This is a genomic window from Candidatus Pelagibacter bacterium nBUS_25 (genome assembly GCF_051200975.1).
In the GTDB taxonomy this organism is placed as follows: Bacteria; Pseudomonadota; Alphaproteobacteria; order Pelagibacterales; family Pelagibacteraceae; genus Pelagibacter.
Window position 1 is genome coordinate 606,484 of record NZ_CP172846.1, and the last position, 21,235, is coordinate 627,718.

Annotated in this window: 22 protein-coding genes and 2 tRNA genes; 7 read left to right on the forward strand and 17 right to left on the reverse strand. The window is 26.9% G+C overall.

All coding sequences use genetic code 11. From position 1 onward, the window contains the following. Positions 1-30 precede the first annotated feature (30 nt). From ACIJYH_RS03275 to ACIJYH_RS03285, 3 genes are read left to right on the forward strand one after another with little or no spacing between them, the layout of a single operon-like run. Entirely contained in the window at positions 31-498 is a 468-nt protein-coding gene (locus ACIJYH_RS03275; RefSeq protein WP_435164044.1) for a zinc-ribbon domain-containing protein, read from the forward strand. Positions 499-504: 6 nt separating this feature from the next. Then, on the forward strand, positions 505-1,686 hold the full coding sequence (nhaA, locus tag ACIJYH_RS03280; RefSeq protein ID WP_435164047.1) for a Na+/H+ antiporter NhaA: 1,182 nt from the start codon (positions 505-507) through the stop codon (positions 1,684-1,686). Next, the gene (locus ACIJYH_RS03285) at positions 1,679-2,230 is read left to right on the forward strand and encodes a glutathione peroxidase (RefSeq protein ID WP_435164050.1); all 552 of its coding nucleotides are present in this window, start codon (positions 1,679-1,681) and stop codon (positions 2,228-2,230) included. Before nhaA ends, ACIJYH_RS03285 begins: the two co-directional genes overlap by 8 nt. On the opposite strand, the gene ACIJYH_RS03290 is transcribed toward ACIJYH_RS03285, so the two are convergent. The 9 genes from ACIJYH_RS03290 to rarD all read right to left on the reverse strand — a co-directional run bounded on the left by ACIJYH_RS03290 (position 2,225) and on the right by rarD (position 10,588). Further along, positions 2,225-2,995: an MBL fold metallo-hydrolase gene (locus ACIJYH_RS03290; RefSeq protein ID WP_435164053.1), complete on the reverse strand. Its 771-nt coding sequence runs from the start codon at positions 2,993-2,995 to the stop codon at positions 2,225-2,227. The two genes, ACIJYH_RS03285 and ACIJYH_RS03290, sit on opposite strands and share 6 nt — an antisense overlap. Before the next feature lie 5 nt (positions 2,996-3,000). After that, entirely contained in the window at positions 3,001-3,762 is a 762-nt protein-coding gene (locus ACIJYH_RS03295; RefSeq protein ID WP_435164056.1) for a TatD family hydrolase, read from the reverse strand. Continuing rightward, a complete protein-coding gene (gene metG, locus ACIJYH_RS03300; protein WP_435164059.1) occupies positions 3,755-5,296 on the reverse strand; it encodes a methionine--tRNA ligase in 1,542 nt (513 codons plus the stop codon). Before metG ends, ACIJYH_RS03295 begins: the two co-directional genes overlap by 8 nt. After that, entirely contained in the window at positions 5,289-6,218 is a 930-nt protein-coding gene (locus tag ACIJYH_RS03305; RefSeq protein WP_435164061.1) for an AAA family ATPase, read from the reverse strand. Before ACIJYH_RS03305 ends, metG begins: the two co-directional genes overlap by 8 nt. A 67-nt stretch (positions 6,219-6,285) precedes the next feature. Beyond that, positions 6,286-6,828 carry a dTMP kinase gene (tmk, locus tag ACIJYH_RS03310; protein ID WP_435164064.1) on the reverse strand — a complete coding sequence of 181 codons (543 nt, stop codon included), beginning with the start codon at positions 6,826-6,828 and terminating at the stop codon, positions 6,286-6,288. Continuing rightward, entirely contained in the window at positions 6,821-7,972 is a 1,152-nt protein-coding gene (locus ACIJYH_RS03315; protein ID WP_435164066.1) for a D-alanyl-D-alanine carboxypeptidase family protein, read from the reverse strand. Before ACIJYH_RS03315 ends, tmk begins: the two co-directional genes overlap by 8 nt. Further along, a complete protein-coding gene (locus tag ACIJYH_RS03320) occupies positions 7,965-8,735 on the reverse strand; it encodes an SPOR domain-containing protein (RefSeq protein ID WP_435164069.1) in 771 nt (256 codons plus the stop codon). Before ACIJYH_RS03320 ends, ACIJYH_RS03315 begins: the two co-directional genes overlap by 8 nt. After that, a complete protein-coding gene (locus tag ACIJYH_RS03325) occupies positions 8,722-9,723 on the reverse strand; it encodes a lytic murein transglycosylase (protein ID WP_435164071.1) in 1,002 nt (333 codons plus the stop codon). Before ACIJYH_RS03325 ends, ACIJYH_RS03320 begins: the two co-directional genes overlap by 14 nt. Beyond that, complete coding sequence (gene rarD / locus ACIJYH_RS03330; RefSeq protein WP_435164073.1) at positions 9,710-10,588, reverse strand: EamA family transporter RarD; 879 nt, start codon at positions 10,586-10,588, stop codon at positions 9,710-9,712. Before rarD ends, ACIJYH_RS03325 begins: the two co-directional genes overlap by 14 nt. 86 nt (positions 10,589-10,674) lie before the next feature. Here rarD and ACIJYH_RS03335 point away from each other — a divergent pair. Next, positions 10,675-10,764 (forward strand) — tRNA-Ser (locus ACIJYH_RS03335). A 6-nt stretch (positions 10,765-10,770) separates the two neighbouring features. Here ACIJYH_RS03335 and ACIJYH_RS03340 read toward each other — a convergent pair. Further along, positions 10,771-11,034, reverse strand: coding sequence for a succinate dehydrogenase assembly factor 2 (locus tag ACIJYH_RS03340; protein ID WP_435164076.1), 264 nt, complete (start codon positions 11,032-11,034; stop codon positions 10,771-10,773). Positions 11,035-11,056: 22 nt separating this feature from the next. Here ACIJYH_RS03340 and ACIJYH_RS03345 point away from each other — a divergent pair, with 22 nt between their 5' ends. After that, positions 11,057-13,108 carry an ATP-dependent DNA helicase RecG gene (locus tag ACIJYH_RS03345; RefSeq protein WP_435164079.1) on the forward strand — a complete coding sequence of 684 codons (2,052 nt, stop codon included), beginning with the start codon at positions 11,057-11,059 and terminating at the stop codon, positions 13,106-13,108. Here ACIJYH_RS03345 and ACIJYH_RS03350 read toward each other — a convergent pair. Next, positions 13,105-13,722, reverse strand: a complete 618-nt coding sequence (locus ACIJYH_RS03350) for a DUF502 domain-containing protein (RefSeq protein ID WP_435164082.1) — start codon at positions 13,720-13,722, stop codon at positions 13,105-13,107. The two genes, ACIJYH_RS03345 and ACIJYH_RS03350, sit on opposite strands and share 4 nt — an antisense overlap. Positions 13,723-13,834: 112 nt before the next feature. Between ACIJYH_RS03350 and ACIJYH_RS03355 the strand changes: the two genes are divergently transcribed. Together ACIJYH_RS03355 and ACIJYH_RS03360 are read left to right on the forward strand one after the other, a co-directional pair. Continuing rightward, on the forward strand, positions 13,835-14,662 hold the full coding sequence (locus ACIJYH_RS03355; protein ID WP_435164085.1) for a M48 family metallopeptidase: 828 nt from the start codon (positions 13,835-13,837) through the stop codon (positions 14,660-14,662). A 464-nt stretch (positions 14,663-15,126) separates the two neighbouring features. Further along, positions 15,127-15,786: a hypothetical protein gene (locus ACIJYH_RS03360; RefSeq protein ID WP_435164088.1), complete on the forward strand. Its 660-nt coding sequence runs from the start codon at positions 15,127-15,129 to the stop codon at positions 15,784-15,786. A 67-nt stretch (positions 15,787-15,853) separates the two neighbouring features. Here ACIJYH_RS03360 and ACIJYH_RS03365 read toward each other — a convergent pair. The 6 genes from ACIJYH_RS03365 to ssb form a co-directional block, all read right to left on the reverse strand. Further along, a tRNA-Lys gene (locus tag ACIJYH_RS03365) sits at positions 15,854-15,930 on the reverse strand. 84 nt (positions 15,931-16,014) lie between these two features. Beyond that, a complete protein-coding gene (tgt, locus tag ACIJYH_RS03370) occupies positions 16,015-17,127 on the reverse strand; it encodes a tRNA guanosine(34) transglycosylase Tgt (protein ID WP_435164091.1) in 1,113 nt (370 codons plus the stop codon). A 9-nt stretch (positions 17,128-17,136) separates the two neighbouring features. Further along, on the reverse strand, positions 17,137-17,697 hold the full coding sequence (locus tag ACIJYH_RS03375) for a peptidylprolyl isomerase (protein ID WP_435164094.1): 561 nt from the start codon (positions 17,695-17,697) through the stop codon (positions 17,137-17,139). After that, positions 17,690-18,184, reverse strand: coding sequence for a pantetheine-phosphate adenylyltransferase (gene coaD / locus ACIJYH_RS03380; protein WP_435089148.1), 495 nt, complete (start codon positions 18,182-18,184; stop codon positions 17,690-17,692). The genes ACIJYH_RS03375 and coaD overlap by 8 nt, the downstream gene beginning before the upstream one ends. Next, positions 18,184-20,763, reverse strand: a complete 2,580-nt coding sequence (gene gyrA / locus ACIJYH_RS03385; protein WP_435164096.1) for a DNA gyrase subunit A — start codon at positions 20,761-20,763, stop codon at positions 18,184-18,186. Before gyrA ends, coaD begins: the two co-directional genes overlap by 1 nt. Before the next feature lie 5 nt (positions 20,764-20,768). After that, positions 20,769-21,221: a single-stranded DNA-binding protein gene (ssb, locus tag ACIJYH_RS03390; RefSeq protein ID WP_435164099.1), complete on the reverse strand. Its 453-nt coding sequence runs from the start codon at positions 21,219-21,221 to the stop codon at positions 20,769-20,771. Positions 21,222-21,235: the final 14 nt, after the last annotated feature.

Consider the following 21,235-nt stretch of genomic DNA (forward strand, 5'->3'; position numbering starts at 1 on the left):
AATTTTAATAGAATCTGATATATAAAAATTATGATTATTGAGTGCATAAATTGTAATAAAAAATTTAATGTAAATGACAAGCTAATTCCAGTAGATGGGAGGCAAATAAAATGTGGATCTTGCAATCATAGCTGGCACTTTATAATTGAAAAACCTTTAGAAGAAACCACTATTATTAAAAATGAAGATATAATACGTGATCAGTCAGAAAACAAAAAAAATTTTGAACTTCCTATAAAGATTAAAAGAAATAAGATTAATGATAAAAATAAAACATTAAAAAATGATTCAAATTTTCTAAATGATAGTAAAAATCAAAGATCAAATAATTTTTTTTCATATTTATTAGTTTTTATCATTTCGCTTATTGCACTAATTATTGTCGTGGATACACTAAAAACACCACTTATTAACCTCTTTCCTGGTTTAGAAATTATTTTATTTAATCTTTTTGAAACATTGAAAGATGTAAAATTATTTATTATTGATCTAACATAAGATTTTATGATTAATTATTTATCTCAGCCATTTAAATGGTTTTTTAAACTCGAAGCTGCAAGTGGATTAATTTTGTTAATTGCAGCTATATTGGCATTAATAATTAGTAACAGTGGTTTCAGTTATCTATATTTTCATAGTCTTGAAAAATATTTATTTATTGGTGTTAATGAATTCGGATTAAAACTTAGTGTTCATCACTGGATTAATGATGCTTTGATGGCAATATTTTTCTTTTTTGTCACTTTGGAAATTAAAAGAGAATTTATCCAAGGTGAGTTATCAAATATTAAACAAGCTCTACTTCCTATAATTGCAGCAGTTGGTGGCATGTTAGTACCTGCTCTTTTTTATGTTTTTATCAATTGGGGAAATTCAGAAACTATGAATGGTTGGGCAATACCATCAGCAACTGATATAGCCTTTTCATTGGGGATTTTGTCATTATTAGGATCAAGGGTCCCAATATCATTAAAAGTTTTTCTAACTGCTTTAGCGATAATTGATGACCTTGGTGCTATTTTAATTATCGCATTCTTTTATTCTGGAGATTTAAGCATCCCATATCTTAGTCTTATTTTATTAAGTTATATTTTACTTTTAATTCTAAATAAATTTTCTGTAAAAATCTTTATCCCATATCTGATTATTGGATTGTTTATGTGGTTTTTTACTTATAAATCTGGAATACATGCTACGATTGCTGGTGTTTTGTTGGCTACTACAATTCCTCACAGAATAAAAGATAAGGATTTTTCTCTACTTGTAAAAATAGAACATGCAATTTCACCATATGTTGCATTTATGATAATGCCTCTTTTCGCATTTGCGAATGCTGGTGTAAACTTAGAAGGCTTGTCTTTATCTAGCTTACTGGCCCCAGTTCCACTTGGTATTTTATGTGGACTATTCTTTGGTAAACAAATTGGCGTTTTATTATTTTCTTATATTTCAATAAAATTAAAGTTCGCTGAGGCACCTAATAATTCTAATTGGTTAAGTTTATATGGAGTTTCAATTTTAACAGGAATTGGATTTACGATGAGTTTATTTGTCGGTAATTTAGCATTTATAGATAACACCCAGTATATTGATGGTGTTAAAATAGGAGTATTAACAGGATCATTGTTGTCTACTATATTTGGATATTTATTGTTATTAATTTCGGCAAAAAAAGTAAATGTTTAAAAAAAAACTTATTGTTTATATAATAATTTTAATGTTTTCTTTTTTTACTAAAACTATGTCAGATAATTCAAAAACTTTTTTTGATTTTAAGATTAATTCTATAAATGGCGATGAGCTAGATCTGTCGAGTTTTAATGGCAAAACTGTACTGTTGGTAAATGTTGCTAGTAAATGTGGATTTACAAAACAATACAACGATCTTCAAAAATTATATGACGATTATAAGGATAAGGGGCTAATCGTAATTGGTGTTCCTACAAATCAATTTGGTGGCCAAGAACCTGGATCAGAAACAGAGATTAAAAATTTTTGTGAAACTAATTTCAATATTACATTTCCAATGACCAGCAAGTATGATGTCAAAGGAGATAATGCTCATCCAATATATATATGGGCAAAAGATTCATTTGGTAAATCAACAGTACCTAAATGGAATTTTCATAAAATTTTGATAAATAAAGAGGGTAAAATTGATGATACTTTTGCATCTTTTACTGGGCCAACGTCTAAAAAAATTATAAATAAGTTAGATCAAATTTTATAAGTTTACTGTCAATCCATCATAAGCTGGAATAATATTTTTAGGTAATTTTTTTTTAATTACCTCGTAGTCTATATCGGTATGAAGATTAGTTAAGATGGCCTTTTTTGGAGAAAATCTATTTATCATTTCTAAAGATTTTTCAAAATTAAAATGTGCAGGATGATTTCTGTACCAGAGACAATCAATAATCAGATATTTGAGATTTTTGAAATATCTATAATCTTTTTCAAATATTTTACTTACATCACTTATATAAGCTAATTTTTTATCTACAATATAGCATATAGAGTAAACATTACCGTGTTGAACTTTAATAGGTTTAACCAAGATATCTTTATCTTTATTTTTAATAAATAAAACTTTATTAATGTTATTTAATTTAAGTGTTGCAGGATATTCTCTGTTATATGTGTCAAAGCAATAAGAAAATGTTTTTTTAAGATATTTAGATGTTGAGTTGTCAGCAAAAACATTAATTGGTTTTTTATTTCTTATAAAGAAAGATCTTAAATCATTTATACCGTGTGTTTGATCTGCATGTATGTGGGAGTAAAAAACTTTATCAATTTTTTTTATTTTTTGACTTAACATTTGATTACGTAGGTCAGGAGAGGTATCAATTAAAATATTTTCTTGATCTGTTTTTATTAAAGCGGAACATCTTGTTCTATAGTTTTTTTTATTTTTAGGATCACAATTACCAAAATAGCCATCTGGACGAGGTACACCCATCGAACTTCCACATCCAAGAATTACAAACTTCATAATATTTAATTAAAAAAAAGTTTATTAAAATTGTTAGTAGTAGAACTTATCAAATCAGATTTAGAAATATTTTTTATATCTGCTAATTTTTGAGCAGTATAATCAATAAAAGATGGTTCATTTTTTTTACCTCTATTAGGAACGGGTGCTAAAAAAGGGCTATCTGTTTCTATCAAAATATTATCCAAAGGTAAAAATTTAAATGTTTCTTGTAAATCTAGTGAATTTTTAAAAGTTATAATACCACTGGCAGAAAAAAAGGCATTGAGGGTCAAAAGTTTTTTTGCAAAATCTTTACTACCGGTAAAACAATGCATTAATATTTTCAGGTTTTGATCTTTATAATTGTTCAGTAAATTAAAAGTTTCATCCTCAGCGTCTCTAGAGTGAACAATTAATGGAGTATTTGTTATTATGGATGCCTCAATATGTTCTTTAAAGCTAATTATTTGATCATCTTTATCACTATTATTGTAATAAAAATCTAAACCAGTTTCCCCAATTCCAATTATTTTTGCATTATCATTAAGATTTTTTACAATAAAATCTGAGGTAATTTTATTGTCAGCTGTTTCATGTGGATGAATACCTATTGTACCATAAATCATTTCATCCTCTTCTATAATCTTCTTAATTCGATCAAAGCTTTTATATGAAGTTGAAATTGTTAATAGTTTCTTTATACCCACTTCTTTTGAACGCTTAATTACGTTGCTTAAATCACTTAATAAAGGCTCATGATCTAAATGACAGTGTGAATCAATCATTATATTTATCTATCTTTTTAAAAAGAATATCTATTTTATTTATTTTACTTCCATTTGTTAAGAATTCATTATTTTCAATGGACGTTAAATTAATATCATCTTCATTAAGTTTAAAAATCTTTAGAGCCTTGACCGCTGATTGAGGAATTATTGGATAAAGTAAAAAGCTAATTTTTCTTACAATTTCTAAGGTTGAATAAACTATTGTATTCAATCTAATTGGATCTTCTTTTTTTTTCCATGGTTCTTGATCGTTAAAATATTTATTAGCTTCAAATAAAGAGTTTATAATAAAATTTATGTAAAAATTAATATCCTGATTATCAATTTTCTCTCTTATTATTGGTAAATTATCTTTATATTTATTCAAAATTACTAAATCTTCATCTGTAAATTTGATATTCTTTGGGACTTCGCTATTACAATTCTTAATAGCAAATGCTGTAACACGTTGACATAAATTTCCGAAATTATTAGCAAGGTCACTGTTTATGCAATCTTCAAGTCTTTCTTGTGATATGTTACCATCGTTTCCAAAAGATACTTCTTTAATTAGATAATATCTTAATGGATCTAGACCATATTCGTTAATAATTTCAATCGGATCTAAAATATTTCCTTTTGATTTAGACATTTTTTCATCACCAGAAAGGATCCAGCCATGACCATAAACTCTTAAGGGTAATTCTATTTTAGCAGCTAAAAGAAAGGCTGGCCAATATATTGCATGAAACCTTAAAATATCTTTGCCAATTAAATGTATTGATGCTGGCCAAAAATTTTTAAACAATTTATCATTGGTGTCAGGATAATTTAATGCGCTTATATAATTTGTTAGTGCGTCGAGCCATACGTAAATAACATGATCCTTATTATTAGGTACTTTTATTCCCCATGAAAAACTTTTTCTACTAACTGATAAATCTTTTAATCCACTTTTAACAAAACTTATAACCTCATTTTTTCTGGACTCTGGTGCAATAAAATTTGGGTGAGATTCATAATACTCAAGAAGTGGTTTTTCCCATTTTGATAACCTGAAAAAATATGACTTTTCCTCAATCCATTCAACAGGTGATTTTGAAGAAATAGATCTTTTAATACCGTCTATTTCTTCTATTTCATCTTCATTGTAAAAAGCTTCATCTGATACAGAATACCAACCAGAGTATTTTGATAAATAAATATCATCATTTTTTTCAAGTTCATTCCACAAATATTGCACTGTTTTTTTATGTCTATCTTCAGTAGTTCTTATAAAATCTGTATTTGTTAAATTTAGTGTGTGTGAAAGATCTCTAAATGTTTGACTAATTTCATTGCAAAATTCCAAAGGGTCAATATTTTGCTTTTCTGCTGAACGTTGTATTTTTAATCCATGCTCGTCAGTCCCAGTTAAAAATTGAACATCAAAACCATCCATTCTTTTAAATCTAGCAAAAAAATCAGCTATTATACTTGAATAAGCGTGACCCATATGAGGATTGGCTGAAGGATAATAAATTGGTGTGGTGATATAAAACTTTTTATCCATTTAAAACTCTATCTTCAAATTCCATTAATATACTTTCATCATCTAAATTAAAAATTTTTGTATCGTTAATTTTATTTAAAAAATATTTTTGTTTGTTCAGTAATTTAATATTCTTAACTGATATATTATTTCTAAAATAGATCTCTATTAAAAAGTATAATAAATTTTTAATAAATTGGTCTTTTTTATATTTTTTTTCTATTATAACTTTTTTTATAAAGTCTTTTAAATTAATATCTTTTAAATTAATATCATTTTGATTGGAAAAATTTATTAAATTTAATATTGTTCCTGGTGTACTGTAACCATTTATCATTTCTTCATTAATTGAATTCCTATAATCTGCCTCTAAAATTTTGTTAGTGATATCAAATGATTGGTTAGATGTAAGATGAATTTTATAATTAAGACATCTAGATTTAAGAGTAGGTAGAATTTTTTTGTTATTATTGATTAATATAAAATAGATATTATCATTTGGTTCCTCTAATACTTTCAATAAAGCATTAACAGAATTAATATTTAAAAGCTCAATATTATCTATAAGTACAAGCCTGGGTTTTAAATTAAAAGAAGATTTGTTTAGAGTTAAAATTAAATGTCTAATTTGGTTTATATCAATACTTTTTTTATCTTCATTGATATCAATTGAAATAAAGTTTGGATTAGATTTATTTGAAATTAATTTATATGATTTATTATCTGGGTTAATTTTAAAGTTTTTAACATCATATGTAAAATCCTCATCATACGACAAAATGTAATTAACAATGTGATATGCTAGAGTAGATTTCCCTATCCCCTTTTCACCGGATAATAATATTTTATTGGGTAGTTTTTTATTAATATAAAGTTTTTTAAAATTCATAAATTCAGAATGATGACCAAATAGGTTTAATTGATTTGATGGATTCAAGTTCATTTAATTAATTTATCAATTTTATTCAAAATTAATGCTTGATTATGTTCTATGTTTAAATTTGAATTAATTAGTTGATACTTTTTTTTTTTATTTTTGATAATTTTAAAAATCCATTTTGAACCTTTTTATAAAATGATATATCAAATTTATCATATCTGTTTAGTGATTTTCTCATTTTTAATCTTTCCTTTAAATTCTTTTGATTAACTGTATTTAAAAATGTAAAACTAATGTCAATATTTTTCAGCAAATACTTGTTTAAAGTTTTAATTAAATTAATATCAACACCCATTCCATAGTGTTGATAAGCTATTGTTGAGTCAGTAAATCTATCAATAAGTATTATTTTTTTATTAAATGATTTTTTTATAATATCTATATTTTCACTTCTTGCAGCCATATATAGTAATAAGTCAGTGTTTTTATTAAAATTTGATTTGTTATTTAAAATCAATTTTCTAATCTTTTCTGAATTTGGATTGCCACCAGGCTCTCTTATTTTTATATGACTAATTTTTTTTTTGTTAAGATACCTGGAAACGACAGAAATATGGTGACTTTTTCCACTTCCTTCTATTCCTTCAAAAACTATGATTGGTTTTTTAGACATCGCCCCAAATGAGATAATTAAGTGATTTTAATAATCTAGATACAAAATTTACTTGTTTAACTTCTTTTGAAGCCAGTAAATCGTATTCACCAACTAACTCATCATCATAAACAACTTTCAAAACAGCAACTTTTTCATCTTTTTTAATTGGAGCTTCTACAGGTTCTTCATATTTGATAGAAACTTTTAAAAGTTTTTTTTTAGCTTTTTTAATAGTTTTGTAGATGTCTTGTTTGGTATAGACATCAACTCTATCATCTTTTCCAAGCCATACATTTATTTTTTCAAATGGTTCATTAGCTTTAGAAATCTTGACAAGATCAAAATTAGTAAGACCGTAAGTAAGTAATTTTGAACTTTCCCTTGATCTAGCATTTTTCGAATTAAATCCACTACCAACGGCAATTAATCTTCTGCCATTTCTAATGATTGATGAAGCTAAAGAGTATTTTTCAACTGCTAAATATCCAGTCTTAATACCATCTGCACCTAAGTTTTTATATAAAAGAGGATTTCTATTACCTTGTGTTATAGGGTCACCTCCTGTTCTATTCCAAGTAAATTTTTTTTCAGAAAAAATCTGATAGAATTTAGGATGTTTATCAATTAAATATTTAGACATTTTTAAAATATCTCTGACAGTTGAATAATTGTCTGGGTTATTTATACCTGACGAATTTGCAAAATTAGTATTTTCCATCCCTATTTCTTTAGCTTTTGCAGTCATTAAAATTGCAAATTCTTCTTCAGTGCCAGCAATACCTTCTGCCAATGCTATACAAGCATCATTTCCAGAAGCAATTATTATCCCTTTTAATAAATTCTCTACAGATACCTGGTCTCCTACCATAATAAACATAGATGAATACCCCGAGGTTGATAAACGCCATGCTTTTTCAGAAATTATAAATTTTTCATCTAATTTTAAATCACCTGATTTAATTAAATCAAATGCAATTATTGATGTCATAATTTTAGTCATTGAAGCTGGATATATTGAGATGTCAGCTTCTTTCTCATAAAGAATTTCACCTGAATAATAATCTTGTAATATTGCAGTTCTAGCTTTTACATCAACATTAGCAGTAGTTAGTTCAGCGTAATAAAAACTAACAAATAGTATTAAAAATAATTTCTTAAACATCTTTTAAAATTTCTATATTTTCAAAATTTAACAACTTAATTTTATTAAATAAGTCTTTAAGTTTTTTTATATCACTAAATGGTCCTATTAATACCCTATATTTAGTATTTGATATTGTTTTAATAATAATAGGGTTCTTAATATTTGTTTCCTTAGTAATTCTATCTGACATATTGATAGCAGAGTCTTTATAATAAAAATCAGCAATCTTTATTGAGTATTTAAAAATTTTGTCTTTTGAAATATCTTCTTTTTGAAAGCTAGAATTACCTAAATTATCAATTTGAATACCATCAACAGGAGCTTTTTGTGCAACATATTTTTCTTCTTTAAAAGTTTTAGCTTTTTTTGCAACAAATGTAGAGTTTTGTGAAATTAAAACTAGATCAATATAAGGATCTTTTAAATCTAACGATAATTCCTCTGCTATTCTTAATGTTATGACACAATTATAGAAATCAGAAAATTTTGCTTTATTTGAAATAACTTTCGCAATTATTGTTTTTTTGTTAGTGGGATTTGTGATCTTAACAAAAGAATTTTTTTTCAAATTTTTATGAAAAATTAATAGAGATCTATTGTCAATTTTTTTTGTAATTTTTTTTTTTTCTTTTAAATTAGCGTCATAAACTAAAGCAAAACCAGAGTTTTTATATTTATTTGACATTTCATAATTAAGTATTTTTTTATTGAGATTTTTTTGTTCACAACCAGCCAAGAAAATAATAGCAATAATTATTAATAAGGTTTTATAATTCATCATTAAATTTATCTTTAAGTGTACATACAGCCAATGAAAACCTTAAGGATCTATTCCATTTTAAAATAATTTCATAATTGTCAAAAACTACATAGGCAGGGCTTAAATTTTCTGCATCCGGTATAATATCTTTATCAGGTGTGATTAGTGATACTTCAAGGTTGTCAAATTTTTTGTCCAAAATATCACTATTAATAATATATTTCCTAAAATATTTTAATTTTTTCTTGTTATGAAGTTTTTTTGCAGAAACATTTAAATATTTTTTTGGTATAGTTGGTGATAAATCAATTTTATAAAAACATGGCTGATCATCATTCCATCCTATTTTACTTAAATAGTTAGCTGCTGATGCATATGCGTCTTTATTGTTTTTTAGGTCGATATAACTATTTTTATCAAAATCTATTGCGTAATTTTTCATTGTTGATGGCATAAATTGAAAATAACCAAATGCTCCAGCCCAAGATCCATATAATGTTTTATAATCAATTTGATTATTTTCTATTAGTTTTAGTAATATTAATAATTCATTTGTAAAAAACTCAGACCTGCGCTGATCATAACTTAATGTAGCTAATGAAGATAATATGTCCATTTTACCAACATAAGTTCCAAAATTGGTTTCTATACCCATTAAAGCTAATAGAAGTTCTTTTTCTATTTTATATTGATCCTCAATTGTATTAATCAAATTAAAGTTTTTTTTATAGAAATTTACACCTTTAGAGACTTTTTTTGATGATGTTCTTTTTCCAATATAAGTTTTGGTATCCTCATAAAATTCTGGTTGATATCTGTCATATTTAATAACATTTGGTAAAAATTTTACATTAGCCATAGCTATGTCAAAAGTTTTTTCTGAGATATCATTTTTCAAAGCAGTTTTTTTAAAATTTTCCTTCCAAGTAAGAAAACTACTTGGACTTTCTGAAAATGATGATGAGTAAATAAAAATTACAAAAACAAATATATAGTTAACTAGTTTCATATAAATCCTTCAAATATATAATTACAGCAATCCATATAAAAATAAAACTAACTAATTTTGCCATTGAAAATGGCTCGTCATAATAAAAATAACCAAGTAAAAATTGTAATGTAGGCGTTATATAAAAAATCATTCCTGTTGGTCCTAAGCCACACAATTCCACACCTCTGACATACAGAAATAATGGTATTACAGTCATAGGACCAGCTAAAAAAATAAACAACATCATAGGTGGGTTTGATAATTGAAAATCATTATGTCCATATAAAGTTATCAAATAAAAAGCTATTAGAGCAAATGGTAAAATATAAAGACTTTCAATCAATAGACCTATATCTGTATCAATATTAATTTTTTTTCTTACTAAATTGTAAAATCCCCAGCTTAATGCAACTATGATGCCAACCCAAGGAAGAGATTTGAAACTCATTAATAATAAATATAAAATTGAAATAATTACTAATATAATTGATAAAATTCTTTGTTTGTTTAGTTTTTCATTAAAAAAAATGTAACCAAGCATAACACTTAAGATCGGCATCATAAAATACCCAAAGCTTGCATCAATTATTCTGTTGGTTGCTATAGCGTAGATCCAAACAGCCCAATTAATAAAAATAAGAAAACCTGACAAGAAAAGATAAATTAAATTTTTTTTATTTTTAATAATTGTAAAAAAAATATGCCATTTTGAAAAAAAGAAAGTTGTAATTATTAAAGTAAATGTAGTCCATAAGCATCGGTGAACAACCAATTCTATGTGACCAATAAACGTGATATATTTAAAATAAAGAACACCAAAAAAACCCCACCAAAAAGAACCGGATCCCGCTAAGAACAGTCCTTTGTTAAATTCTTTATTCATAGAAATTAAACTGATTTGTTATAAATAGCTTCTTTAGACTATTTTATAGTTGAATTAAATAATTATAATAATAAAACAATGCTCACGGAGAGATGGCAGAGTGGTTGAATGCACCGGTCTTGAAAACCGGCAAAGGGGCAACTCTTTCCTGAGTTCGAATCTCAGTCTCTCCGCCACTTTTTTTATTCACTGTATTTAAAATTTTTGTACAAAAGGTTGATTTTGTTATCTTTAAATTTAAAATCTGTTACTAAACCATTGAAGAAGTTATAAAGATTAGCGTCATCTATATCTAATAACTTTTCTAAATCAGCAAGATCTTCATTATTCAATTCATCAATATATTTTTTTGTAAAGGCGCCTAAGAGTTTATCCATTTCTTTTGTGCCACGATAATTTGAGCGGTAAATAATTTTTTTTTTTAATTGATCTATATTGAGTGTCATTAATATAATATATTATTAGTTTATGGCTAATAAAAGTAATTATGAGTACTTATTATCAGATTTAACCAAGCTTAATGGTGTTGGTATTAAAACAACTAATTTATTAAAAAGAAAAAAAATTAATAATATTTTTGATTTATTATGGAAGTTACCAAAATCATATACTGATAGAACCTTATCAACAAAAATAAAAGATTTAAGGATTGGAGAAAATCAAACAATAACTATAATTCCTAAAAAATATCTGTTTCCACGTGTTAGAAATTTACCTAACAGAGTGTCATGTTTTGATGAATCTGGTGAAATTGATTGCATCTTTTTTAATAGTTATGAGGGCTATGTAAGAAAAATTCTTCCACTTGGAAAAGAAATTACTGTAAGTGGAAAAATTGGTTTTTATAGAAATAAATATCAACTTACTAATCCTAAATATGTTTCTGAAGACTCTTCTTTAATAAAACAGAAACATAATACTTACTCACTGACAGAAGGCATCTCAGAAAAAATATATAATAAAATTATTAATCAAATAATAAACAATTTACCTATATTAAAAGAATGGCATTCAAAAAATATATTAGATAAATTTGATAACATTAATTGGAATGAAGCAATCATTGAATTACATAAATCAGAAAATATTGGAAAATATCAAGATAACTTTTATCAAAGATTAGCTTTTGATGAGATCTTTTCTACTTTTCTAGTGAATTCAGAAATTAGAAAAAAAATAAAGAAAATTAAAAAAAAAAGTAAAAGCTTAGATATAAAAAAACAAATAAACCTAATAAATAAATTAGAGTTTTCTCTTACCAATGATCAAAAAAAAACCTTAGAAGAAATTAATCAAGATCTTTCCTCGTCTAATAAAATGTTTAGACTTTTGCAAGGTGATGTAGGGAGTGGTAAAACAATTGTTTCATTAATCGCTGCATACAATACTGTAAATTCTGGTTTTCAAGTTGCGTTGATGGCCCCTACCGAAATTTTAGCACGCCAACATTATAATTTTGCAAAAAAATTATTTTCAAAAGAAATTAATATAGAATTAATTTCAGGTAAATCTGACTATAAAACTAAAAAAATTATATTAAATAAATTAGACAATAATAATATTGATATCATTTTTGGTACTCATGCAATTTTTCAAAAAAAAGTAAATTTTAAAAATTTAGGATTAATCATTATTGATGAGCAGCATAAATTTGGTGTTAACCAAAGAAAACGTTTGTCTGATAAAGGTGGCAAAAATTGCGATGTATTATTAATGACCGCCACACCAATACCGAGAACTTTAACAATGACCATGTATGGAGATATGGATCTTTCTATTATAAGAGAAAAGCCTAAATCAAGAAAACCCATTAAAACTTATAGTAAATTAGAAAGTAAAATTAATGATGTTATTAAATTTATTAAAAAAGAAATACAACTAGGCAATCAAATTTTTTGGGTTTGTCCTTTAATAGAAGAGTCAAAAAAAATAGACCACTCTTCAGCTGTTAAAAAGTTTGAATATTTAAATAAACTTTTTCCAAATCAAGTATCTCTACTTCATGGCAAGACTGATATAGAGGATAAGGAGATAATATTAGATGATTTTTTGAAAAAAAAATTTAAAATATTAGTATCCACAACGATTATTGAGGTTGGTATAGATTTTCCTAATGCAAACGTAATAATTATAGAAAATGCAAATAAATTTGGATTATCACAATTACATCAGCTTAGAGGTCGAGTTGGAAGAGGCAATAAAGACTCTGCCTGTATATTAATGTTCAAATCAAATTTAAGTGATAATGCAAAAAAAAGAATTAATATTCTAAAAGAGTCTAATGATGGTTTTTATATATCTGAAGAAGATATGAAAATTAGAGGTTTTGGTGATATATTGGGATTTAAGCAAAGTGGTATTAAAAATTTTAAATTAGCTGATCCAATACATAATAATGATCTTTTTCTATTGGCAGAAAAAGAGATTAAAAGAATAGAAAATAATAGTGAAGATATAGGTAGGTTTAAACCACTTATTAAATTATATGATAGAGCAGATGTTATAAATGATATTGCTTAAGATTCTTTTTTTGAAGTACCTGCAGAAACTATAAATTTAGAAGCCTCTTCGAAATTCATATCTAGAAAAATCACATCATCAATAGGAAACATTAATAAAAAACCACTTGTTGGGTTTGGTGTGGTTGGAACAAAAACATTGATGAGTTTTTTGTTAGTTTTATCTGACATTTCACCTTTATTCTCTTTAGTTGCAAAACCAACTGCCCAAACATCTTTTCTTGGGTATTCGACTAAAACAACACTTTTTTTGTCATCATCCTTTTTAGAAAAAGTTTCTGTCATTTGAACGATTGCTGAATAAACAGTTCTTAGAAAAGGAATTCTTTTAAATAAATCATCAATTAATCCAAGAATTTTTTTACCCAAGAAAGACAAAGATAGCCCGCCTACGATAGTTATTAATAGTATAGAAATCAAAATTTCTACGCCAGGGATGTCAAAAGGCAAATAGTGATTAGGATTAAGATTTTTAGGAATCAATTTTGAGGATACACCTATTAAGAATTTACTAAGATATATAGTAAATCCGATAGGAATTAATACAACTACGCCTGTAATAAAATAGTTCCTAATTTTTAATGATAAAGATTTTCTTTTAGATTTTTTATCCATACTTTAGTTAAAACTTGAATAAATTACAAAAACTATCGCAACAATAAATAATACTAATAAAATTTTATTATTAAGATTCATAATAAAATGATAATAACAACTATATATGAAAATGAATAGAAGAAAATTTTTGTCTTATGTTGGCTGCGGTTGCTGTGGCTTTATCATGCCCTCTTGTACAACTGCTCCGATTACTGAAAGAAAACAATTAAAAATTGTTTCTGAAGCAAGACTAAATGCCCAAGCAGCTCAAATATATGAAAAAGTCAAAGAAAAAGAAAAAATGAGTGATGACAAAAAAACATTAAATGAAATTAAAGAAATTGGAAAAAAAATGGAAGATTCAATTTCTGAATACTTTGATAGAGAAAATTTAGATGACCCAACTAGAGACTTTGATTGGGAATATATATTAATTGATAAAAAGAAAGTACGTAATGCGTGGTGCATGCCTGGAGGTAAGATAGCTGTTTATACAGGTATTCTAGATGCAACAAAAAATACTAATGGTTTAGCTGCTGTAATGGGTCATGAAATTGCCCATGCTGTTGCAAAACATTCTGTTGAAAGAGCTAGTAGAGGTACTTTGTTAAATGTAGGTACTAGAATTATTGATATAGCAAGTGGCGGTGTATTATCTGACATTAACAGAACAACGGGTCAAAATACGGTTGGATTATTAGCACAACTTGGAATTTTAAATCCTTTCAATAGAAAGCAAGAAAGTGAAGCAGATTATCTTGGAATGATATTTTCCTCACTATCAGGATACGATATTAGAGAAACTGTTAAAATTTGGGAACGAATGAAAGTTTTAAACAAAGGTAAAGAACCTCCTGAGTTTATGAGCACTCATCCATCATCAGATAATAGAATTCGTGACTTAAATGAAAAGATGAACGAAGTAATATTAGATTATCCACCAATTAAACACAGCTAAATTTTAGTAGTGACAATCCTTGATGGACTTAAATCTTTAATCAATTCCTAAAGGAAAATGACATAACTGAAAAATTTTGATTTTAAAAAAAATGCTGATTAAAGGTTGTATGAATATAAAAAGCCTAATGGTTTTGCGAAATTTTTGATTAAAAACTAAATCTTATAATTTCACATATTAAAAATTAAAAATTTTTTTAATTTATTATGTTTTTAATAAATATATGTAAGTACTTGTAGTATTTTTTTAGTTCTTTATTTTCATCAATCTCATCTTCATTAATGAAATCAGTTGCCTGAAAATTGATTAAGAAATATTGATGATTGGATAGATAAAATAAAGTTTAATTAAATCTAGCATATTTTATTACAGTAATTTTTATGTTTATTATTCTTTCAAACAAACTAAAAAAGACTCTGATATAAAGTGGATAATTAGTAAAATTTTAACAATAAAAAAAAATTATGGCAAAAATAACAATAAGCTATCTATATAATATTTTTGGTTCAAATATTCTAAAAATACTTAACAATGATGTAAAAAAAATTTTAGTATTTAGCCCTCAAAGAACTTTTTCTAATTACTTTGAAACACTTTTGGAAAAAAATTTCTTTATAGATTTTGAAAACACTACAAATGAAGTAAAAAATTATAATAGTAAAATTCACAAACATACTTTTAATCCAGATTTAGAATACTTAAAAAAACATCATAGTGACAGTATTATATTTATTTTGTACAAAAATTTTGATTTATGGTTAAAAAGTTTAGAAACAAATGATCAAGATTTCTTTGATCATTTTCTGCCACATCACAATATAAAAATTGATAGAAATGATAAGATTAAATTAAAACAATATTATTTTAATTGGTATCAAAATTGGTTAAATATAAAGAATAAGATAAAAAACGTAGAACTTGTTAATCACAAGCAAACTCTTACATTGGAAAATAATAAAAAACTTTTTAAATATTTAAAAATAAAATATAAAATGTATTCAAAAGGAAATTTTAAAGAACCAAGCAAAATTAGAAGATCGGCATCTTTTAACAAGAGTTTTTACCTAAATAATATTGAAGAATCAAACAGTCCTTTTGTTGAGTATTTTCAAATAATTAAATAAAAAAACTGTGATAGAGGCAAATTTCAGGATGCATGAGTTTGTAAATTGAATTAAATGGAAAGAATAGTGGTGAGCCCTGATGGACTTCGAACCATCGACCCATTCCTTAAAAGGGAATTGCTCTACCAACTGAGCTAAGGGCCCCCAAATATTCAAATTGAATAGTTGTTGTATACAGAATTATTCTTATATTTCAAACGTCAAATTGAACAAAAGAAAGGATATCTATTACAACTTATCTATGTATTTATCATGAAATTGATCAAAAGTACCTTCTGAAATATTTTTTCTTATAGCTGACATTAATTCTTGATAAAAATTAATATTATGTAGAGTTAGCAACATTGATGCTAAAATTTCATTAGTATTAAACAAATGATTTAAGTAATTTTTTGAATATTTATTGAGACTTAAATTGTTACAATCAGCATCTAATGGAGTATTGTCTGTTTGATATTTGTTATTTTTAATGTTTATTCTTCCATTCCAAGTGAATGCTAAACCAGTTCTTCCCGATCTTGTTGGTAAAACACAATCAAACATATCAATACCTCTTTTAACTGCTCCAATTATATCTGAAGGTGTCCCTACGCCCATGAGGTAATGAGGTTTTTCATCAGGTAAATGTTCTTTAACATCATCTAGTACATCAAACATTTCTTTTTGAGACTCTCCTACTGCTAAACCACCCATTGCATAACCATCAAATCCAATTTTAATTAATTCCTTTAGTGATTTAATTCTTAAATCTTTAAATAAGCCACCTTGGACAATGCCAAAAAGAGCTTTGTGTGGATTTTGACCAAAAGCTTTTTTCGATCTATCTGCCCAGTAAAGAGACAAATCCATTGATTTTTTTATCAGTTCATAATCATCAGATTTTCGGGGGCATTCATCCATTATCATAATTATATCAGAATTAAGGCCTAATTGAATTCTTATGCTTTCTTCAGGGCTTAAAAAAAACTTTTTACCATCAACATGTGAATTAAAAATTGCTCCTTTTTCTCTGTCAATTTTATTTAACTTAGAAAGGGACATTACTTGAAACCCACCAGAGTCGGTAAGAATTGGTAAATCACAGTTCATGAAATTATGAAGACCTCCTGCTGACTGAACTCTTTCGACACCTGGTCTTATCATTAAATGATATGTGTTTGATAATATAATTTCTGATCCAGTTTTCTTTATATCTTCAATGGTACATGCTTTAACTGTAGCTTGAGTACCAACAGGCATAAAAGCAGGAGTGTTAATATTTCCTCTGTGAGTTTCAATTAAACCACATCTAGCAAATTTATCTTTTTTTAAAACATTAAAGGCAAAAGATTTTAATGCCATTTAAAGAAATTATAATGATTTAAAGCTTATAATCTTATCCGGATCTGATACAGAGCCGTTATTACTCTCATCACCTCTTTTAATTTTATCCACTAAATCCATACCTTCTAAAACTTTTCCAAAAACTGTATATTGTCTATCAAGGAACGGTGCTGGTTTAAAACATATAAAGAATTGACTATTTGCACTATCAGGATCGGAAGATCTTGCCATAGATAATGTTCCTCTATCGTGTGGAACACTACTAAATTCTTGTTTTAAATCAGGTAAATCAGAACCACCCATTCCAGCTCTTCTTAAATCGAAATCATTTGAATCTGATTTTCCAAACTTTACATCGCCTGTTTGAGCCATAAACCCATCGATGACTCTATGAAAAACAACATTATCGTATTGTCCTCCGTCAGCTAATTCTTTGATCCTTTTAACATGATTGGGAGCCACATCTTCAAATAACTCAATCTTTACATCTCCATCTTTTAATTTTAAAATCATTATATTCTCCTGTGCTATTAATTGATTGGTAAATAAAAAAAATAAAATAAGTATATTTGCTAAAATTCTATTCATATTTTTCTTTTAAAGACTTAATTGTACTTTTGGTAGTAAATTTTTTAATATCACCATTTAATTTTACAATTTCTTTTACAAATCTTGATGAAATTATTTGATTTTCTACATCAGACATTAAAAAAATTGTCTCAATATTATTATTAAGTTTTCTATTCATACCAGCTAATTGAAACTCATATTCAAAATCCGAGACCGCTCTTAAGCCCCGCAAAATTATATTAGATCTATATTTTTTACACAAATCAGTTGTAAGAGAGCTGAATGAAACTACTGATATTTTTTTTCTATTTAGTTTTAAATCAATGAATAAAGCTTTATTAACGATATCTATTCGCTCCTCAGAATTAAATAGATAGTTTTTATTACTAACATTAGAAACTCCAACAACAATTTTATCAAACAATTTTAATGCTTTTTTAATTACATCTATATGTCCGTATGTAATTGGGTCAAATGTACCTGGATAAATAGCTGTCTTGTTCATCAAATTAGATTATCATCAATTTTAATTGCAGATACCACTTTTTCTTCACCTGATAATTTTATAATTCTTACGCCCTGAGTATTTCTACCCGCTGTTCTAATTTCTTTAACAGCAACTCTTATTACTCTTCCTTTGTTTGTAGAAATAAGTATTTCGTCACCTTCAAAAACTGGGAATGACGATGTAATATTTCCATTTCTTGGTGAATTTACAATTCCAATTATTCCTTTGCCACCTCTATTAGTAACTCTATAATCTATATGAGAAGTTCTTTTTCCATATCCATTCTCACTTATTGATAAGACAAATTTTTCTTTAGCTTTGATTTCAGATTTTTCATCTTTAGATTTTTTGCCATTTTTTTTTACTTTATCGTTATTAATGACTGACAGAGATACAATCTGGTCGTTTGAGGCTAATTCTATACCCTTAATACCTTTAGATGATCTTCCTTTAAATACTCTTAATTTCTTTGCTTCAAATCTTATACATTTACCAAACTTTGTACTTAAAATAACATCCTGATCATCTTGACAAATTTTTACTCCTACAATTTTATCATTATTGTCAAGTTTCATTGCAATTTTTCCTGATGCATTAATTGATGAAAAATCTTCTAAACTATTTTTCCTAACTTTCCCTTGTGCTGTAGCAAAAATTATTTGGTAATTTTTAGACTCAGTCTCATTTTCTGGCATTGGCATTATAGAGCTAATAGATTGGTGGTTTTTTAAAGGCAAAATATTAAACAATGATTTACCTTTTGAGGTTGTGGAACCCTCAGGAATTTTCCATGCCTTTACTTTATAAACTAGTCCTTCAGTAGAAAAGAAAAGGACTGATGTATGCGTGTTAACTGATAATGTCTGGATAACAAAATCTTGATCTCTTGTAGTGATACCAGATTTACCTTTACCACCTCTTTTTTGTTGTTTAACACCATCCAATGATCCTCTTTTTATATAACCCTGTAGTGTAACGGTAATGATTACAGACTGTTTTTGAATAGTTTCTTCAATGTCATAATTTAATACAGCATCTATAATTTTAGTTCTTCTTGGAACTGCAAATTTTTCTTTGATATTTTTAAGTTCTTCACTAATCACTTTTAAGAGTTCTTTTTTTGAAGATATAATTTTTTTGTATTTAGCTATTAACTCAGCTAATTTTTTTATCTCAACTTCTATTTCATTTATTCCAAGGGCTGTAAGTTTTTGTAATCTTAATTCTAAAATAGCTGTCACTTGGGGTTCTGATAATGTGTAAATATTTTTACTTTTTTTACCTTCAACCAAAGAAATTAGTTTTTGGGTTTTGTTTATTTTCCACTTTGTTTTTAAGATAGATTGTTTGGCGTCATCTGGGGTTTTAGATGAACGTATAATCTTAATAATCTTATCTAAATTTTCTACAGATACAGATAAACCTAATAAAATATGTGCTCTTTCCTCTGCTTTTTGAAGATCAAATTTTGTTTTTTTAATAACAACATCTTCTCTAAAAGATAAAAAGTTTGTTAAAAAATCTTTTAAATTACAAGTTTTAGGTTTTCCATCAACAATTGCTAAAGTATTAAATCCAAATGAACTCTCAATTTGAGTATTTTTATAAAGTTGTCTTTTAATCGTTTCGGGCTCAACACCATTTCTTAAATCTATAGCAACCCTGATACCTTCTCTATTAAACTCATCTCTAATATCTTTAATACCTTCGATCTTTTTCTCTCTAACGAGTTGAGCAATTCTTTCATTTAATACTGACTTGTTAACTTGATACGGAATTGATGTAATAACCAATCTATCTCTACCATTTTTTAAAGTTTCAGAAGCTACCTCACCTCTAATTTTAAATGAACCTCTTCCATTATTATATCCTTGTTTAATGATATCTTTACCAATTATAACACCTCCTGTTGGAAAATCAGGTCCAGGAATATGTTTCATTAATTCCTTAACTTTAATATCTTTATTGTCAATCAAAGCTAATGTTCCATTTATTATTTCGCCTAAATTGTGCGGAGGAATACTCGTTGCCATACCTACAGCAATACCACCTGCGCCGTTAACCAAAAGGTTTGGGTACTGTGCAGGTAAAACAGTTGGCTCTTTTTCAGTTTCATCATAATTACTTTTGTATGAGACTGTATCTTTTTCAATATCATCAATTAAAAACTGTGAAACTTTTGAAAGTCTTGTTTCAGTGTACCTCATAGCAGCAGCAGGATCTCCGTCAATTGATCCAAAGTTACCCTGACCTTGAACCAAAGGTAAGCTCATTGAAAAATCCTGAACCATTCTTACGAGAGCATCATATACTGACTGGTCACCATGAGGGTGATATTTACCAATTACATCCCCTACTATTCTTGCAGATTTTCTAAATTGTTTTGACCAATCATATCCACCTTTATACATTGCGTATAGAATTCTTCTGTGAACAGGTTTTAATCCATCTCTTACATCAGGCAAAGCCCTACTGACAATTACACTCATTGCATAAGAAAGATAAGACGAGCTCATCTCATCATGCATTGAGATTAATTTAATATTATTGTCTTTTGGAGCTTCAGTTTTTTGCATAGACACTAAAATGGAATTTCGTCATCCATATCATTTGAAATCTGTGAAGAATCCTCAATATTATTTTGTTGAGAAGTATCATTTTGAATTCCACCACCAGTATTTCCGCCTCCAAGCATTGTTAGTGTAGTGTTGTACCCTTGAAGAACAATTTCAGTAGAATATTTATCTTGTCCAGACTGCTCATCTTTCCATTTTCTTGTAGTTAGTTGACCTTCTACATAGATTTGAGCACCTTTTTTTAAATATTGTTGAATAACATTTACAAGGCCTTCGTTAAATACAACTATACGGTGCCATTCAGTTTTTTCTTTTTTTTCACCTGTATTTTTATCTTTCCACGATTGACTTGTAGCTAAGCTAAGTCTCGCAACACTTTTGCCATTAACCATTTGTTTGATCTCAGGGTCTGCGCCCAAACGACCAATTAATAATACTTTATTTAAACTTCCAGCCATAATATTTAATATTT

Excerpts from the sequence above, each read along its gene's own strand:
- ACIJYH_RS03315 (WP_435164066.1), bottom strand. The coding sequence starts at position 7,972 with ATGTTTAAGAAATTATTTTTAATACTATTTGTTAGTTTTTATTACGCT.
- ACIJYH_RS03325 (WP_435164071.1), bottom strand. The coding sequence starts at position 9,723 with ATGAAACTAGTTAACTATATATTTGTTTTTGTAATTTTTATTTACTCA.
- ACIJYH_RS03345 (WP_435164079.1), top strand. The coding sequence starts at position 11,057 with ATGGCTAATAAAAGTAATTATGAGTACTTATTATCAGATTTAACCAAG.
- ACIJYH_RS03375 (WP_435164094.1), bottom strand. The coding sequence starts at position 17,697 with ATGAATAGAATTTTAGCAAATATACTTATTTTATTTTTTTTATTTACC.
- ACIJYH_RS03285 (WP_435164050.1), top strand. The coding sequence starts at position 1,679 with ATGTTTAAAAAAAAACTTATTGTTTATATAATAATTTTAATGTTTTCT.
- ACIJYH_RS03340 (WP_435164076.1), bottom strand. The coding sequence starts at position 11,034 with ATGACACTCAATATAGATCAATTAAAAAAAAAAATTATTTACCGCTCA.
- nhaA (WP_435164047.1), top strand. The coding sequence starts at position 505 with ATGATTAATTATTTATCTCAGCCATTTAAATGGTTTTTTAAACTCGAA.
- ACIJYH_RS03355 (WP_435164085.1), top strand. The coding sequence starts at position 13,835 with ATGAATAGAAGAAAATTTTTGTCTTATGTTGGCTGCGGTTGCTGTGGC.
- gyrA (WP_435164096.1), bottom strand. The coding sequence starts at position 20,763 with ATGCAAAAAACTGAAGCTCCAAAAGACAATAATATTAAATTAATCTCA.
- metG (WP_435164059.1), bottom strand. The coding sequence starts at position 5,296 with ATGGATAAAAAGTTTTATATCACCACACCAATTTATTATCCTTCAGCC.
- tmk (WP_435164064.1), bottom strand. The coding sequence starts at position 6,828 with ATGTCTAAAAAACCAATCATAGTTTTTGAAGGAATAGAAGGAAGTGGA.
- ACIJYH_RS03350 (WP_435164082.1), bottom strand. The coding sequence starts at position 13,722 with ATGGATAAAAAATCTAAAAGAAAATCTTTATCATTAAAAATTAGGAAC.
- ssb (WP_435164099.1), bottom strand. The coding sequence starts at position 21,221 with ATGGCTGGAAGTTTAAATAAAGTATTATTAATTGGTCGTTTGGGCGCA.
- ACIJYH_RS03275 (WP_435164044.1), top strand. The coding sequence starts at position 31 with ATGATTATTGAGTGCATAAATTGTAATAAAAAATTTAATGTAAATGAC.
- coaD (WP_435089148.1), bottom strand. The coding sequence starts at position 18,184 with ATGAACAAGACAGCTATTTATCCAGGTACATTTGACCCAATTACATAC.
- ACIJYH_RS03295 (WP_435164056.1), bottom strand. The coding sequence starts at position 3,762 with ATGATTGATTCACACTGTCATTTAGATCATGAGCCTTTATTAAGTGAT.
- tgt (WP_435164091.1), bottom strand. The coding sequence starts at position 17,127 with ATGGCATTAAAATCTTTTGCCTTTAATGTTTTAAAAAAAGATAAATTT.
- ACIJYH_RS03360 (WP_435164088.1), top strand. The coding sequence starts at position 15,127 with ATGGCAAAAATAACAATAAGCTATCTATATAATATTTTTGGTTCAAAT.
- ACIJYH_RS03290 (WP_435164053.1), bottom strand. The coding sequence starts at position 2,995 with ATGAAGTTTGTAATTCTTGGATGTGGAAGTTCGATGGGTGTACCTCGT.
- ACIJYH_RS03305 (WP_435164061.1), bottom strand. The coding sequence starts at position 6,218 with ATGAACTTGAATCCATCAAATCAATTAAACCTATTTGGTCATCATTCT.
- ACIJYH_RS03320 (WP_435164069.1), bottom strand. The coding sequence starts at position 8,735 with ATGATGAATTATAAAACCTTATTAATAATTATTGCTATTATTTTCTTG.
- rarD (WP_435164073.1), bottom strand. The coding sequence starts at position 10,588 with ATGAATAAAGAATTTAACAAAGGACTGTTCTTAGCGGGATCCGGTTCT.